Genomic DNA, 16243 nt, shown 5'->3' with positions numbered 1-16243 from the left:
GACCAGGTGAGCAAGACCATCGTGGCCACGGTGGATCTGCAGTTTTTGGGCGGACTGTTCCAATATGCGTTGGCGGCGCTGGCAAAGGACGGATCGGGGATTCAATTTGATCGGGATTACGTCAACCTGTTCCCGGACCTGACCATCAACGGACGCATCTACTCCGATGCGGACATTCGCTGGGGAGACAACCGGGCCCTACCACCCATGTTGCAGACCCACTCCATGGCTGTGGACCTGGGTCCGAACTCGCCGATTCAAAGCCGGCAGGATCTCCAAAATGTCCCGGCCCAGGTGCCGGTTGAGCGCCTGGGGGCCCCGCTGGCGTATCCGACCTATGATCAGATGGTGGCGAGTTTACAGACTAGAAATGGGTCACAGATCACGAATGTTGGTCCATCTAACGGAAGCGGCCTACTCATTTCAATGTTTGGGATGTGTATTTATATCGACTTCCCTATGATTAGGTTTATCCAGGGAAACCAGGCCATCCTGATGTTCTCCAATCCAGACCTGTACGTCCTCGGGAACCCGTATGGTAAAACAATTATTTCTGAAGGTAATGTACATCTAATTGGACTGGTCGGAAATAGCACGGACCGCACGCTGTACATCGCCAAGGGAAACGTATGGGTAGGTGACAACCAGATACCGAATGATTTACGTGCGGTAATTGAGACGCTTAATAGGGCAGTTGGCTGGTTACTCGATGGTCTGAGATTTCTGCTACATCTAATCGGACTGGATAACCTACTGAACTTGAACGATAATCTGATCCAACCGTTATCTAACATTCTCCGGGTAGTTCTTGACCTCATTCACGATGTCATACCACCGTGGAGAATCTCAGGCTATATCTATGCCCCGAATGGTACAGTTAATTTTGGGCTCGCGGCTCTGGGCATACAGGGTGGAGTAGCAGCAAGACAGATCCACTTCAATGTGCTGAACTCGATCGACATCAACTATCAAAACACCGATCTCATGGCCGACTTCGACCCAAGCCGGCGGCCGGAGCTCTACATCCCCCAACCGGTGATCGTGGAGCGTCACACCGAGTAAAGGTAGGGGAGGGTCGCGTCGGCCCGGGTTAACGGCGGACGGTTTCACGAGATAAATAACCAGATAAGAAGGCTCATTCCATAGAGAAGAGAGGATTCCGATGCGGTTTTCTTTGATGGGCCCTTCGGGGGCCGGGGTGAGTTTTCACGAACATGTCGTCGAGGTGGTCCGGGTGGACGGGCGAGGGCCGTTTCCGGTGGTGGGTCATGTGCTCATCCCGTTCCCGGCGCAAGTGTACGAGAACGGGTGGGTGAAGGACATTATAGCCTTTACCGATCTGTTTCGCCGCCGGCTGACGGATGCCGGCCTGGCGACGGGCCGGCCCACCCTGTGCCTGCCGACATCGGCGGTGGTGCTGCGAACGGTGACGCTGCCCCGGACCGGTCGAAAGCAGGCGCGGAATCTGATCCAGTTCCAACTTTCCCATGAGCTCCACCTGCCTTTCGCAGATCCGGTGTTTGATTTTGACTATTATCCCCCGGGTTTCCCGAACCCCGACGGCCATGAAAGCCCAGAGGAGGGCGTGCCGGTCCTGTTGGCGGCGGCGCCCGGAGAATTGGTGCACCGGCTAGACCAGGTTTTCCGGCGGATGAAGACTCCCTTGGGGGCTGTCGAAGTGAAGGGACTGGCCAGTTTGCGGGTCCTGCGCAACCTCGGAAAGACTGTCAACCAGGGGACGCTTCTGGTGCATTTTGGCCCTGACGCCGTGGACGTGCATTTCTATGTGAAAGGGCAGTTGCTGTTGAGCCGCTGGTTGGACCTCAACCCCCTGGAATACAGCCCCGCCGAGATCGAAGAACTCCAGGGCGGATCGGGAGTGCCGGGACAGCCGGATCTGGCCACATTCGCTGCCGCCGGGGCCCCAACCCAAGCCGAAGTGGCCGTGGGCACCGCCGGGGCTTCGGCCGAGACCCTAGGGACAGGGGTGCAGGAAGGCAGCATGAACCCGGAGGCCGAGCCCGGGGCGCGGGAGACGGGATCAGCGACAGGCTCTGGAATCGAACCGGCCCCGGCGCGGACCGGCCTTGCCGCCCCCGGCACGTGGATGGCCATGGGCCGGCCCGGAGCGAACTTGAGCGCCTTCGCCGCCGATCTGCAGTATCAGATTGACCGACTGTTTTCGTTTCTGCAGTACACTTTGCGCCAGGAGGATCTCGCTGTCACCCGGCTGTGGCTGGCGGGGTACGTGCCCCACGCCGAAGCAATTTCGGCGGGCCTGTCCGCCCATCTGGCGCTGCCCGTCGAAGTGTTAGAAACACCCCGGGATTCCAGCGGGAATCCCGTCGACCTGCCGGCCCTCGGGGCGGCCTTGAGGGGGATGGTGCCGGATGAAGATTGATCTCTTACCGAAACCCGAGCCGGTTCACCCGCTTTGGACGGCCGTCCTCACCGGAACCGCCGGCCTGTTGGCCATCGCCAATCTCTGGGCCGCCGGAACGTGGATCAGCTCCGTCGTCCAAACCAGGACTACCGAGGCCGGTTACCGGGATTTGGAGGCACGCCTTCCCGCCCTGCAGCGCCAAGCGGCCGAACAGCAGCGCAGGGAAACGCTGACCCGGCAGATCGACGCCCTGCAAAAATGGGCCGCGTCCCGACCGGATTTTCAATCCGAGGTACATCTTCTCTCCAGCCTGCTGCCCGGCCGCAGTGCACTGTTGAGCGTGCAGTACACGGGAGGAGCGAACTACGAGGTAAAGGCATCACTGCCTGATCTGGAATCGGTGGCCACTTACCTGCGGGCGCTCCAGAACGACGCTCAAGTGGCCACGGTCACGGTCAAATCGGTCGCTCGCCAGACGGCGGCCGTCGGGATAACGGTGCCGCCGATGCCGACCGGGGGAGTTCCGTCCACCACACCGCCCACGGGAGGGCCGGCCGCACCCGGGCCGTCACCGGGAGGATCGCTGACCGCGCCCGGGTCCACAAGCTTTGTGCCGAGCCTTCCGGCTTCGGGCGACCCGTCCCAAACTTGGTCGGCGCGGCTGGCCTCCCTTCTGCCCTGGAGCCCCGGGGTGGCCAAAGCTTCGGAGGGCCCTCTCCCCGAACCGCAGGATTCCGGAGCCGCACAACCCGGGGATGGGACGAACACTCAGGGGGCCGGATCGGTTCCGGGCCAAACAATACCGCAACTAGCGGTGTACATTCTTGATTTTAGCGTCACCTTGGGACGGTAGGAGGAGAACGATGACATTCACCGGAAAGTTTCAAGCCCTTAATCCCTTTCATCGCTGGCTCATTGTAATCTCCGCGGCCCTGTTGGTGACCTTTGGGGTTCTCGGCTATATCTCGTTTTCCGCCACCCGGGAGGCCCGGACCGCGGCCGCCCGTCTCAAGGACGCGCAAGATCAGATGCAGGCGTTGCAACAAAAAGTTGCCCGGCCCGTGCCGGCCCCGGATCTGTCCTTGCCCGCCCGGGAGATTCCGACCAATTGGGACATGGCGCGCTTTTTTGCCGATCTCACCAACGCAGCCAAGACTTGGGGGGTCCATATCACCAGCGTGACCCCAAACCCGCCCACCCCAGATCCGGGGGGATTTCAACCCTCTGGCAACAACGGTTCTGGAAGCGCCTCCGTTCCATCCACCTCGGGAAATACGGCAAACCGCCCGGTGTCAACTCCAAACGGAAACACCCAGTCGTCGGGTATGCCTTCGACGCCCAGTGGATCGACCGCCGGAAACACCACAGGTTCAGCGGCAAAAGGAACGACTTCGGGGAATGCGTCGCGGCAGGCCGCTCCTGCGGAGGGAAATGCCGGGGCCACCAAGGGAAAAGAGGGGGATCCGCCCGCCGCCCTGCCCGGCGTCCACAGCCTGACCCTCGCGGTCGACGCCGAGGGGACAGGGTCCAACCTGCTGGCATTTCTGAACGAGCTGACGGCCATGCCCCGTTTGGTGTGGATCACCGAGTATACTCTCGATTTTGGCCAGGGGGGGACTCGGTCCGGAGGCGGCGCGGTCGGAGCGGGATCTGGCCCGGCGAGACTCCAGCTCACACTGACGCTGTACTCCCACGCCCCGTGGGACAGCCGCGCAGTTGCCGAGACGCCATGGCCGTTCCCGATCCAACCCGCAGGTAATCCGGAAGCGTTCGGGCCGTGAGAGGAAAGGGCCAGAGGGAAACCCGAATCCAGGCCCCCGCTCAATAATACACAATGCGCCGTTCCTCCGGTTTACCAAACAAAAACCCCTGGCCCAGACTCACGCCCAGGTCCGCCAGGATCCGGGCGTGCTCCTCGGTTTCCACGCCCTTGGCCACAACCTGGGCCCCGATCCGCTCGGCCATCCGGCAGATACGCTCCACTTTGTGGCGCCCGGCTTCACCCGCCCCAACACGTTCCATGCACGATACGTCAATTTTCATAAAATCCGGTTGGAGAAGGGCGGCCGCTTCCATGTCAGCCGGCCTTTCTCCCACATCGTCCAAAGCCAAAGACAGACCCCGGGCCCGCAGCGGTTCAAAAACCTCGGCAAGCTCGGTCCACCCCGACGGCGGCAGGCGGTTGGTCAGTTCCAGAACGAGGTAGTCCAGATCAATATCCTCGAACTCTTCATAAATGCGAAGGGCGAATCGCTCCACCGTCGGTGCGAGGATGTTGATAAAAGCGCGGTCCCGGCGGGGACGGTGGGCCATGGCCTGGAGAAAAATCAAGTAATCGGTTTCCAGCAGAATATCCAGCGTATGTGCATGAGCAAAGAGGTGTTCCGGATCCCGCAGTGCCTTTACGAGGGGACCGCGCACGAGGAGTTCGCAGCCTATCTTCCGATGGTCGGTCATCCGGACGATGGGTTGGTAGGCAAAATGGACATCGGTGAGAAAACGCAAAAAATCGACTCTTCCCGGGAAGATCTCCCCCACCTCATTCATTCCTGCCATTGAGTAAATGAAGAAATCCGTTTGTCTCAGCACCGCCCGGAGGAGCTGGGTCGGTTTTTACAGCTTACTTTACAGATTCGGCAGCCGGATCAAAATGTCCTTCAGCGCCCCGCTGACACCGCAACCTCCGGACCTGCCCGGACATGACGGGTTCCGGGGTCAGGGCGGTGACGCGACCGCCGCCGGTGAACGGGTGCCGCATGCAGCCGTCCCCCAAACCTGCTATCATGGGTCGTAGCGAGGTGACCCTCATGTGCGGACGATACACCCTGACGGTCGATTTTCAAGTGGTGTTCGAGCGGTTCGGCTTCCAAACCGCCGGAGATTTTACGTACACCCCCCGGTATAACATCGCCCCGTCCCAGCCGGTGCTGGCGATTATCTCCGACGGGCGCGTGCGCCGGGGCGGATATCTCCGCTGGGGGCTCGTGCCCCCTTGGGCGAAAGACCCCTCCATCGGGAACCGGATGATCAACGCCCGGATCGAGACTGCCGCAACCAAGCCCGCTTTTCGCGAAGCCATCCGCCACCGCCGCTGCCTCATCCCCGCCGACGGATTTTATGAATGGAAATCCACGGCCGGCGGCAAAATCCCCATGCGCTGCACCCTTCGCTCCCGGGAAGTGTTTGCGTTTGCCGGCCTATGGGAAACCTGGAAAGGCACAGAGGGCAAAATCTTGCACACCTGTACGATTCTCACCACCGCCGCCGCGCCCTCTCTGGCGTCCATCCACGACCGCATGCCCGTCATCGTCCCCCGGGAGTTGGAACAGCCGTGGCTGGATCCCGGCCTCAAGGATCCCGAAGCCCTCTTCCGGCAGCTTCGCCGGCCGCCCGGCGAGGATTTCGAGGCCTATGAGGTGTCCCGCCTGGTCAACTCGGCCGGCGTAGACGACCCGCGCTGCATCGAACCGGCCGCCGGCAAGGGCCGGAACGGGGCTCCGTCGTCCGCCGGGACGCCACATGGAGAAGAATCGCCACCGGAAGGGACGCCAATGCCGGAAGGAGGGACGGGCAGGTGAAAAACTGGCAAGGAATCGAGTCTTTTCTGCAGCTGCTAGCCCTCGATGGTCCATCCGGCCACGAAGACGTCGTCGCGGAGTGGATCAGCGAGCGGTTCAGTGCGGCGGGACTCACCGTGCAGCGAGATGCCCTGGGAAATCTCCTCGCCCGGCGGCCCGCCGCCGATCCGGCCAACGATCGGCCCCCCACCGTCCTCATCACCGCCCACATGGATGAAATCGGCCTCATGGTCTCGCACATCGAAGCTGGGGGCTTCCTCCGCTTCGTCCCCGTCGGGGGCGTGGACCCGCGGACCTTGCCCTCCGCCGAGGTGACGGTTCACGGGCGCCGGCCCTTTCCGGGAGTCATCGGCAGCAAACCACCCCACCTCAGCACCCCCGAGGAGCGCAAAGAAGCGGCGGGCATAGATCGGCTGTTCATCGACCTCGGGCTGCCGGAATCGGAGGTGCGGGAGTGGGTCCGGCCCGGGGACCCGGTGACGATCCGCCGCCACCCCCAGCGGCTTCTGGACGACCGCATCGCCGCAAAATCTGTGGACAATCGAGCCTCGGTGGCGGCCGTCTTCGAATGCATCGCCCAGTTGTCTTCTCATCCGCTCCAAGTTGACGTGGTTTTTGCCGCCACGGTGCAGGAAGAAGTCGGGGTTCGGGGGGCGGCGACGGCGGCTTATCAGATCCGGCCGGATCTGGCTGTGGCGGTGGATGTGTGCCACGCCCGGTCCCCGGGGGTGTCGACGGAGCGCACGATGGGCATGGGGGACGGCCCGGCGATTCAATTTGGCCCCAACATCCACCCGGCCCTGTTCCGGTCCCTCACCGCCGCGACCCAGGCCGCGGGCTTGCCCCATCAAATTCTCGTCGCTCAGGGGGCCACGGGGACCGACGCCCGAGTGATGCAGCTGTGCCGGGAAGGGATACCCACAGCCGCCCTGGGGATCCCGATCCGTTACATGCATACCTCGGTGGAGACGGTGCAGTACCAAGACATCCGCCGTACGGGACAACTCTTGGCGGGATGGCTGAAGGGGCTAAACCGCGATGTTGTGGAGGGATTTTTGTGTTTCTTCGACGTTTGAGCGAAACTCCGGGACCCTCGGGGTTTGAAGACCAAGTGAGACACGTTCTCATTGAAGAGCTGCGCCCCCACGCCCGGCGGATGTACACCGATGCCCTGGGAAATTTATTCGTGGAAACCGGTCCCGAACAAGGAGGTCCCCGGGTGATGTTGGCCGCCCACATGGACGAAGTCGCCCTGATGATCGTCCGCATTGATGACGAGGGCACCCTTCGATTCCGGGCCATCGGCGGTATCGACGAACGGGTGCTGGTGTCCAAAGCGGTTCGGGTGGGCCCCGCCGGCCTCCCGGGGGTGATCGGCTCCAAAGCCGTGCATTTGCAAAAACCCGAAGAACGCAAACGACCTATAGCCATCGAAGATCTGTACATCGACATCGGCGCCAAAGACGCCGATCAAGCATCGGGCCGGGTGCACATCGGCGATTACGCGGTATTCGCAACAGAGTACGAACAGATCGGGCAGGGCAAAGCCAAAGGCAAAGCCTTCGATGACCGGGTGGGGTGTGCGGTCCTCGCCGAACTGGCGAAACGGTCTTTTCAGCTTCCGACCACCTTTGTCTTCACCGTCCAGGAGGAAATTGGCCTGCGGGGGGCCGGCCCCGCGGCTTATCGCGTTAATCCCGACCTGGCCTTCGTGATCGAAGGTACCCTTTGTTTTGATGTTCCCGACGCCCGGGACGAGGACAGCGTAACCGTCCAGGGACGGGGGCCGGCCATCAGCCTCCTCGACCGCGCCACCATCCCTCCCCAATCCCTCATCCGGTGGATGGCGGAAGTAGCCGACGCCCGGGGAATCCCGTACCAGTGGCGACGCTCGGGGGCCGGGGGCAATGACGCCGGAGCGATCCACCTGACCCGCCGGGGCATCCCCACCGGAGCCATCTCGGTGCCGGTGCGCTACATCCACAGTCCGGCGCAGATCGTGGACCTGTCGGATTACGCCAACACCATCGCCCTGACCGAGGCCCTGCTTCGGGATCTGGAAAACCACCCGGACCGGCTGGATGGGCTGCGACTCGTAAACCGGGTTTATCCGCCGGCCGCACCGGTCAACGGGCCGTCCCCAGGTGTACCTCCGCACCCGGGCCGCCCGGGCCCAGAACCCCCTCAGGCCTCTGGAGAGGGCCGAGAGGGAAACAACACCGCCGCCGAGGAGGAAGGAGAGAAAAAACCATGACCGACTGGAACCGCATGATCGCCGAAGCGTCATCTGCCTTTGGCCCCGCCGGATTCGAAGAAGGGATTCTCCGCTGGGTCACAGGCGCGGTGGGAGGAAAACTCGACCGCTGTGAAACGGACCCTTTTGGCAATGTCCTGGCCCGGACTTGGACCCCGGGGGCCAAAGGCCGGGTCCTTCTCGTCGCCGGCCTCGATCAACCGGGCGTCCTGGCCACCCACGTCGACGGCGAGGGCCGGGTGCGCATCGCACCCATCGGGCCGATTCAGCCCCGGGACCTGCCCGGCCAAAAAATCCGCTTTCAAAACGGAGCCACGGGCTTGGTGGACGCCGAGGTCAAGGGCGAGGGCGAGGCCGTCGATTGGCACTCGTTGTTCGTCGTGCCCATTTCCGGAACGGTGGGCATCGGTGAACCGGGGGTGATCGACCCCCGGGTAGAGATCCTCGGGGAGATCGCCGTGGGCGCAAATCTTCCGTGGCGGGCCGGAACCATCGTCCTCGCGGCTTTGGCGGACCAGCTCGCGGGCGGTCGCTACGATGTGACCCTGCTGTTCAGCGCCCAGCGCTCGGTGGGAGCCCGGGCCGGGCGGCTCGCAGCCTTTGAGGAAGCTTTCGACTGGGCCCTGGACATCGGCACGGCCCCCGTCAACGCGGCGCCAGGAAGCTCAAAGGGCGGCCTCCGGGTCGGCGGTGGCCCGGTGATCCGGGCCATGGACCGGTCTTTGGTGGTGCGGCCGGAGATGAAACAGCGCCTGTGGGACCTGGCCGAAACCCGGGGGATTCCCCACCAAGCGGGCGTCACACCCGAGGCCACGTCCGACGGAGGAATCCTGGCGATGAGCGAATCCGGGCTTCTCGTGGGCGGCATCGACATCCCCGTCTACAAGACCCGGGGAAGCCTGGGATTCCTGCAGTTGACCGACCTCCAGGCAGCCCTGGATCTTCTGCGGGCGGCCCTGGAGACCTGAGGCTGAGGCGCAGGGCCGCACGGGGCCCTGCCCCCTACGACTGAGCGATCAGAGCCACGCCCACGAGAATCACCAACACCCCGAGCCAGCGAACCGGCGACACGGCCTCGTGAAAAATCCACGCCGCCGCCAGGACCCCGAGGACATAAGACAAACTCTGGAGGGGATAAGCGATGCTCAGGGACAACCGGGAGAGGACGGCGAACCAGGCCACCGTGGCCGCCACATAGAGAAGTAAACCGAGGAGGATCCAGGGGGAGAAAAACGTCTCCGCCACATTGTTCAAATGAAGGCCGCCCACCTGGCCCAGGCCGATTTTAAAACACACCTGCCCGGCCACCAATAAAACGATATTGAAGAGTAACAGCAGGTAGATCACCCTTTGTTCCCCCGTTCGGCAACGGCTTTCTGTTCAATTTCCTCCCTCAGGATGGCCGCCTCCTGGGCCAGGCGCACCACCCGGTCCTCCAGCCGGGACAAAACCACCGTCACATGAAGGATCAGGGAAAAACAAAACACGAGGCCGACCAAGAATAACAGTGAAGGCGCGTAATACACGTGGAAAAACGCCGCCATATGTTCGATGGCGGATCGAAAGGTCGAGAGCACGAGCATCAACAGCCCGACAAAAATCCAAAGGAGCGAATATTTCTCCTTCAGTCGCCGGCGACGGACCAAATCCAGCACAATCAAGATAAACCCGACGGAAAACAAAATGGCCAATTGATAGACATCCATCCCCGCAGCCCCCTCGATCAACCGTGATTTTCCCGGGACAGGCGGGGCCGGCGGAGAACGTTCATCATGAGGGCGAGAATCACTTTGATCATATAATAGGCCGACCGGAGCGGCGTGATGGAAGACCGCCCCGCTTTCCGCTCCTCCATCTTCACCGCCACTTCCCGGATACAAAGCCCGTGATAATGGGCCAGTACCAAGGCCTCCACTTCCGGATAATCGGCGGGATACTGCTCGGCAAAGAGGCGAATCCCCTCCCGGTTCACCACCCGATACCCGCTGGTGGTGTCATAAACCGCCTGATGGAGAATGCCGCTCACCAGACGGGCCAGCACGATCATCCCCGCCCGCCGGGCCCGGGAGGAACGATACCCCGTTTCCTCCACATACCGGGATCCGACGATCAGATCCGCCCGCCCCCTCCACAGCTCCCGGAGCAATTGCGGCAAGTCTTCCGGGTTGTGCTGACCGTCGGCGTCCACCTGAACCGCGACGTCGTAGCCGTGGCGCCAAGCGTAGCGATACCCCGTCTGCATGGCCCCGCCGATCCCCAGGTTAAAGGGCAAGCGCAACACCCGGGCCCCGGCCCTCCTCGCCACATCCGCCGTGGCATCCCGAGAACCGTCGTCCACCACCAGCACATCCACGCCTTCCAGGGCACCGAGTGCCCGGCGGACCACCTGGCCAACCGTTTTTTCCTCGTTATAAGCTGGGATAATCACCAAGACTTTCGGCATCTTGCACGTCACCCTTTTCCCCCCGCCGTCGAAGGCGAAAAACGAGCCCGAGCAGGCGAATCACCGCCACCGAGGCCATCATGATTAGAATGGGCATCATGGGAAACGCGTAACGGGCCAAGGGCAAAAAAAGCAGTTGGATCCCGGTGAGAATAAGCAGGACGAACGAAAGAACCCGCAAGTTCCGCCACCAGGGCGTGAGCAGTACCGAAGCCCACCCGGCGTAAACGATGGGCAGGTGCAGCGAATCCATGCCTTCCCAAAAATGCCCGGTAATCAGCGCCTCACTTTCATTCCATCCCCAGGGTCGACGAAAGAGATACCACCATTTTCCTGTTGTAAACCATTGGAGGTACAAGACGGGTTCGTGGGTGAATCCCTCCACGATGCGCTGCTTGGCCATCTGGGTCAAATCCGCCCCGGGAGGGACGGTCTGGTACAGCTTGTCCCCCAATCGAAAATACGGATCGGTGCCGGCGAACATCGGATCGCCGCTCTCGGTGGCGAACAGGATCAGATGGCCAAACGTATGCAAATTTCTCAGCCACCACGGCGCCATCACCATGGCAAAGGCCACCAGTGCAACGCCGAGATGGCGCCACATGTGCCTCCTCCGCTCCACCAGCCCATGATACAAAAGCGGCAGCAGAACCACAAGGGGAGCCGGCGTCGGCCGCACCAGCGCCGTCAACCCGAGGACGGCGCCGCCAAGGCCGCTCCACCGCCAATCGTCTTTCTGCATGGCGATCAAAAATACGTACAGGTAGAGAACGAAAAAGAAGTTGAACAATGTCTCGGTGAGAATGGCCGCCGGCGCCCAAATCATGCTGACATACACCGCGCCGAGCACGACGGCGAGCAGGGCGGCCACCCTCCCCTGGAGCCGGCGCACAATCAGGTACATCCAAAAGAGCGTGACCACCGACAACAGGGCCTGGGCATACCGGGCATCCATGAGCCGGTTCCCGCCGATCCAATCGGCGATCGTGTACACCAAGGCCAAGAACAACGGATATCCGGGGGTGACGTAAGCGTCGGGGCCATTCCCCCAGTAACTGAAGACCCCGGTATGAAGCAGGCGGAGCGCCGTCTCGTCATAATTCTTCGCATCGGTAAACAGGGGCGGTTGTGGCACCGTATGAATGTAGTACGCCCGGACCACCAGGGCAGCCAATAAGATCAATCCGAGAACGAGGCTCTCCAGAGCCGTATTTCGGAATCGCGTACCCTCAGGCATACCACCCTCTCCTCGAATCATCGACGGTTCGGAGCCCATTATACCATGGCCGTGTGTCGAAGATTGGATCTTCCCGAGCCGCACCACAAGAGGCCGGGGCGGGCCCACTGGCCCCACCCCGGGCTCACCCCCGCACCACCAACGATTCCCGGCCGAAGGCCGCTGCCGACAAGGCCACCGCCCCGGCGGTGTACACCGCCAGGCTCCCGATCACCAGAGCGGCGTGCCCGGCGTTCATAATCCCGTACAGCAACTCCTTCATGAGAGCCGCCACATTCACGAAGGGCACAACAAAATACCAGCCAGGCAATGCGTCAGGCGCGGCAAACATCACCATATACCCCGCCACCGCCGCCACGAGCACAAAGGGCGTCATATAAGTCTGGGACTCTTTAAAAGATTTGGCATACGAACTCACCGTCAACATCAGCGCGGCAAAAAGCAGGGCCACCAGCAGAATCATCATCAGCATCACCACCGCCAATCCCGGGGTCAGCACGGTGAGAATCGACCGGGCAAACTCCCCCGCCGTTCCCGCAGCCGCTCCCGCAGCGGCGGGAAGCCGGGAGAACGTCACCATCATCACGACCACCGAAATCACCCCGGAAAATGCCCCCATCACCGCCGTGGCCGCCATTTTCCCCAGCAGAATCGACCGGGCGGACGCCGGCGTGGTGAGAAGCGCCTCCAACGTTCCCCGCTCTTTTTCCCCCGCCATAAAATCGGTGGCCGCCGGCATCGCCCCGGTGGCCGTCGACAGAATGAGCATGAGGGGGATGATAAACCCCAGCAAACTTCCGGCCTTCTGTCCCTGAGTCGAAGCGTCCTCACCGGTGATCGCCAAGGGTGTCACCGCCTGCTCGGTCAACCCCAAACTCCACAACCGCTCCGCTTCCAGGTGCTTCCTGAGAGCCTGAAGCCGCTGGTTGACCAGATCGTAGGCCGCCTGGGAATTCGAGTTCGAAGCGTTATACACCACCGTCACCGTCGCCGTTTGCCGGTGGGCGATTTTGTTGTCAAACTGATCGTCGATCCGCACAATCGCCCGCACATCCCCGGCCCGCAACGCCCCGAGAGGATCTGCAGGCTGCACAATCTGGATGTGGCCATCCGCCCACAGGGCCTCCTCCACCCGGCTCTGATGCCCCTGGATCGCGATGGGGACGTTCTGCCGGGCCTGATTCTCCGATTGGACCTGAAGATTCACCATCAAAAGGATCAGCGCCGGCCACAGGACGATGGGGAGAATCACCGCGGCCATCCATGTCTTGCGGTCCCGGAACAGATCGAGCAGCTCTTTTCGCAGGATCACGCCGATCATCGACCAAGCCCCCCTTCAGCCGCCCGGACGAAAGCCGCATCCAGATCTTCCGTCCCCGTGCGACGGTACAATTCGGCGATAGATCCAGCGAATTCCAGCCCACCCCGGCGCAAAATCAACACGCGGTCGCACAGCCGCTCCACTTCGCCCGAAATGTGGCTGGAGAAAATCACGGTCCGGCCCTCTTTCTGAAAATCCCGGATCAGCTGCCGAATCGCAGCAGCGGAGGTGATGTCTAGCCCCGAAGTGGGCTCGTCCAGCAGCACCACCTCGGGCTGGTGGATCAACGAACGGGCGATCACCGTTTTCTGCCGCATTCCCTTCGAGAATCCCCCCACCCGCCGGTCGAGATATTCCGTCATCGCAAACCGCTCGGCCAAAGCCTCGGTGCGCCGGTGAATCTCCCCGTCATCAAGACCAAACAACCGGCCGAAGTACGCGATGTTCTCCCGGGCCGTAAGCCGGTCGTACAGTCCCGTTTCTCCGCCGAAGAGAAGCCCGACTTTGCGCCTGACCTCCCGGGGATGCCGGACCGTGTCCAGCCCGGCCACTCGGATCGAACCGGCCGTCGGGCGCAACACCGTGGCGATCAGCCGAAGGGTCGTGGTTTTGCCGGCGCCGTTCTCCCCGATCAACCCCACCACTTCACCCCGCTGAACATCAAAAGACACGTCGTGAAGAGCAGTCACTTGCTTGAACCGTTTCGTCACACTCCGAAGCTCGATCATCCAAAACCTCCCACGCCCACCCGGCCCACTCCCGCTCCCGGGTGTTCTGGCCCACTCATTGGGGCAAAGATTGCGCGATCATTGTACCAAAGAAGGCCCTGCGCGTGGTAAAACAAAAGTGAAGGCTTGGTAAATACAGAGGAAGTGGATCAACCCAAAGTTTACGGAAAAAACGATACCCTGCGGTCGATGTGCTTTGAAAATTTAACTATCCGGTTAAGCGAGATTTTCCAATAGCGACAAGGGGCTTTTCCGGCAACGAGACACACCCGGCATGCAGTGATACATCTGCGGCCTTATCGAGGCCGGCCCGGTCAGCCGGCCTGTTCGGCATCCGTGACATCCGCCCCCTGGGCATCCAAAATCTGCCTGTACAACTCTTCATATCTTTGCACCTGATGGGTGCAGGAAAAATACCGTTCGACGCGATCCCGCCCCTTGGCCGCAAAATCCCGGTGAAGGGCCGGGTCGTCGAGCAGCCGATTGACATAATCCGCCATCGCCGACACATCCCCCACCTCGGCCAGGAAACCCGTTTCTCCGTGGACGACCACCTCCGGAAGTCCCCCTGCCCGGCTCGCCACCACCGGCGTTTCGCAGGCCATGGCTTCAACGGCCACCAACCCGAAACTCTCTTGTTCCGAAGGCAAGAGCAGGACGTCCGCCATGGAAAGCACCGTCTCCACATCCGATTGCTTACCGAGAAAATGCACGTCTTCTTCCAACCCGAGTTCCCTCACTAAGGCGCGTATCTCCGGCACCCCCGGCCCTTCTCCCACCAGGGCGAGTTTGGCCCGGCGCCGGCGGCGGACCCCGGCGAACACCCGCACCACATCCGGCACCCTTTTTACCGGTCGAAAATTCGAAATATGCATCAATAGAGGTTCATCCGGATCGGCATACTGCCGTCGCAGCTCTGTCACTTCCTGTCGGATATATCGGGAAACATCAACATAGTTATGAATCACGGTGATGTCTTTTTTCAAGGAGAAGATCCGCATCGCCTCTTCCGCCAAACTGGCCGAAACCGCCGTTACGGCATCGCTTTTCTCAAGCCCCAGGCGAATGGGGGCAAACAGGGCCTTCTCCCGGCTCAGCTGAGTGATGTCCGTCCCGTGCAGCGTCGTGACGACGGGCACCGGGTGCTCCGGGACCATTTGCCGAGCGAGATAAGCGCTGATCGCAAAGGGGACCACATAATGAACATGGAGGATATCGAAAAAATATTTCTTCATCAACTCGGCCATCGTCCCGGCCAAGGCCATCTCAAACGGCGGATAGCGAAACACGTGGTGGTGCGGAAGCTCCACGACGTGAAGAAACATCCTTTCATGGGGCCGCACGAACCGGAAAGGGACACCATCCGAAATCACGTGGACTTCATGCCCTTTGTGCGCCAAGCTCCTGGCGAGTTCCACCGCCAGTGCACCCGAGCCGCCCAGCCCCGAATGACAGGCAATGGCGATTCTCATTCCCCTCACTCCTGACTGTTGAGTCTTGTCCGAAACCAACGTTCGACTCATGCCGCAATCAACAGTCGGTGGATGCTGTCGTCGATCACCATCGAAACTGTGAATCCTCCCCCCACTGAAGTGGGGAGCATCCATCCATAGGCACGGGAGAAGCCTCGGCATCCGGCAGCGGGGCTGCCACCCAGGCTTTCCTGACCCCTTAGGCTGGACGGGTTCCTGGATTCCCGGACACCTGCCGGGAACCTCGTCCCGCAGGCGACCCCTCCCTTTCGGGAGTCGCAGGCTTTCGCAACACGGTTAGGCGGTTTTCTGGCGAAACCGCTTTTCCTCCCGGATGAACCAGGCCATGCCGATGTTAATGGCGGCATTCACGTGGCTGTTGTGAACGGTGCCGCAGTTCCTGCACGCCAAGATGTTGCCGGCCCTTAAAGTATCCAGCGAGCCGCACAGCGAACACCGGGTGCTGGTGTCCTTCGGAGAGATAAGAGCTACCAAAATTCCCCGTGCTTTTGCTTTGTACGTGGTGTACTTCATGACTCTCCGGTGCAACCAGTAACCGATCCTCTGCCGCATCCCGGCCGAACCGTGCCTGTTTCTGTCCGGCCTGAAGTGTTTCAAGTTTTCGAACACAATGACCCGTGCGCCCCAGTCCATCGCAAGGTCAACCAGCCGTTTGCTCAGGTGGTGGGCGTAATTGTCGTTTGCCGCATGAACCTTCCGCCAGAGCTTCTTGCAGGGCCGGTGACCCTTCGGGACGATTCCAAGGCCGCTCACGTTCCGGGCAATGAGCCCCAGCAGGTGGTGGACATCCGTCGTGTTACACGCCG

17 protein-coding genes are annotated in these 16243 nt (G+C 61.6%); 8 read left to right on the top strand and 9 right to left on the bottom strand.

Translation table 11 applies throughout. The features are described 5' to 3' along the window. The 4 genes from K6T64_RS14555 to K6T64_RS14540 form a co-directional block, all read left to right on the top strand. Positions 1-1062, top strand: a 1062-nt coding sequence (locus tag K6T64_RS14555; protein ID WP_288010807.1) for a hypothetical protein, incomplete at its 5' end; no start/stop codon positions are given. A gap of 100 nt (positions 1063-1162) precedes the next feature. Beyond that, positions 1163-2401, top strand: coding sequence for a type IV pilus biogenesis protein PilM (gene pilM / locus K6T64_RS14550; RefSeq protein WP_288010806.1), 1239 nt, complete (start codon positions 1163-1165; stop codon positions 2399-2401). Continuing rightward, complete coding sequence (locus K6T64_RS14545) at positions 2391-3236, top strand: hypothetical protein (protein WP_288010805.1); 846 nt, start codon at positions 2391-2393, stop codon at positions 3234-3236. Before pilM ends, K6T64_RS14545 begins: the two co-directional genes overlap by 11 nt. A gap of 10 nt (positions 3237-3246) precedes the next feature. Beyond that, on the top strand, positions 3247-4164 hold the full coding sequence (locus K6T64_RS14540) for a hypothetical protein (protein WP_288010804.1): 918 nt from the start codon (positions 3247-3249) through the stop codon (positions 4162-4164). A gap of 40 nt (positions 4165-4204) precedes the next feature. Here the strand turns inward: K6T64_RS14540 and K6T64_RS14535 are convergent, their stop codons facing one another. Next, positions 4205-4921 (bottom strand): EAL domain-containing protein, encoded by a 717-nt coding sequence (locus K6T64_RS14535; RefSeq protein WP_288010803.1) that lies wholly within the window; start codon positions 4919-4921, stop codon positions 4205-4207. Between the two features lie 185 nt (positions 4922-5106). Here K6T64_RS14535 and K6T64_RS14530 point away from each other — a divergent pair, with 185 nt between their 5' ends. The 4 genes from K6T64_RS14530 to K6T64_RS14515 are packed head-to-tail and all read left to right on the top strand — an operon-like array spanning position 5107 to position 9183. Further along, a complete protein-coding gene (locus K6T64_RS14530) occupies positions 5107-5961 on the top strand; it encodes an SOS response-associated peptidase (protein WP_353737824.1) in 855 nt (284 codons plus the stop codon). Further along, on the top strand, positions 5958-7037 hold the full coding sequence (locus tag K6T64_RS14525; protein WP_288010802.1) for a M42 family metallopeptidase: 1080 nt from the start codon (positions 5958-5960) through the stop codon (positions 7035-7037). Before K6T64_RS14530 ends, K6T64_RS14525 begins: the two co-directional genes overlap by 4 nt. Further along, complete coding sequence (locus K6T64_RS14520; protein ID WP_288010801.1) at positions 7019-8215, top strand: M42 family metallopeptidase; 1197 nt, start codon at positions 7019-7021, stop codon at positions 8213-8215. The genes K6T64_RS14525 and K6T64_RS14520 overlap by 19 nt, the downstream gene beginning before the upstream one ends. After that, entirely contained in the window at positions 8212-9183 is a 972-nt protein-coding gene (locus K6T64_RS14515; RefSeq protein WP_288010800.1) for a hypothetical protein, read from the top strand. Before K6T64_RS14520 ends, K6T64_RS14515 begins: the two co-directional genes overlap by 4 nt. A 34-nt stretch (positions 9184-9217) precedes the next feature. Here the strand turns inward: K6T64_RS14515 and K6T64_RS14510 are convergent, their stop codons facing one another. The 8 genes from K6T64_RS14510 to K6T64_RS14475 form a co-directional block, all read right to left on the bottom strand. Beyond that, positions 9218-9562 carry an EamA family transporter gene (locus K6T64_RS14510; protein ID WP_100668915.1) on the bottom strand — a complete coding sequence of 115 codons (345 nt, stop codon included), beginning with the start codon at positions 9560-9562 and terminating at the stop codon, positions 9218-9220. After that, a complete protein-coding gene (locus tag K6T64_RS14505) occupies positions 9559-9921 on the bottom strand; it encodes a DUF2304 domain-containing protein (protein WP_013077033.1) in 363 nt (120 codons plus the stop codon). The genes K6T64_RS14510 and K6T64_RS14505 overlap by 4 nt, the downstream gene beginning before the upstream one ends. A 17-nt stretch (positions 9922-9938) precedes the next feature. After that, a complete protein-coding gene (locus K6T64_RS14500; protein WP_232796652.1) occupies positions 9939-10658 on the bottom strand; it encodes a glycosyltransferase family 2 protein in 720 nt (239 codons plus the stop codon). Then, positions 10624-11895 carry an ArnT family glycosyltransferase gene (locus K6T64_RS14495; RefSeq protein ID WP_288010799.1) on the bottom strand — a complete coding sequence of 424 codons (1272 nt, stop codon included), beginning with the start codon at positions 11893-11895 and terminating at the stop codon, positions 10624-10626. The genes K6T64_RS14500 and K6T64_RS14495 overlap by 35 nt, the downstream gene beginning before the upstream one ends. A gap of 124 nt (positions 11896-12019) precedes the next feature. Further along, the gene (locus K6T64_RS14490; RefSeq protein ID WP_100668918.1) at positions 12020-13216 is read right to left on the bottom strand and encodes an ABC transporter permease; all 1197 of its coding nucleotides are present in this window, start codon (positions 13214-13216) and stop codon (positions 12020-12022) included. After that, positions 13213-13944 (bottom strand): ABC transporter ATP-binding protein, encoded by a 732-nt coding sequence (locus tag K6T64_RS14485; RefSeq protein WP_100668919.1) that lies wholly within the window; start codon positions 13942-13944, stop codon positions 13213-13215. Before K6T64_RS14485 ends, K6T64_RS14490 begins: the two co-directional genes overlap by 4 nt. A gap of 314 nt (positions 13945-14258) precedes the next feature. After that, positions 14259-15416, bottom strand: coding sequence for an N-acetyl-alpha-D-glucosaminyl L-malate synthase BshA (gene bshA / locus K6T64_RS14480; RefSeq protein ID WP_288010798.1), 1158 nt, complete (start codon positions 15414-15416; stop codon positions 14259-14261). Between the two features lie 297 nt (positions 15417-15713). Continuing rightward, on the bottom strand, positions 15714-16243 hold a 530-nt coding region (locus K6T64_RS14475; protein WP_288010797.1), incomplete at its 5' end, for a zinc ribbon domain-containing protein.

The organism is Kyrpidia sp., from assembly GCF_023512215.1.
GTDB classification, from domain to species: domain Bacteria; phylum Bacillota; class Bacilli; order Kyrpidiales; family Kyrpidiaceae; genus Kyrpidia; species Kyrpidia spormannii.
The sequence above is the reverse complement of the archived record's forward strand: the minus strand, read 5'-3'. Positions and strand labels throughout refer to the sequence as shown.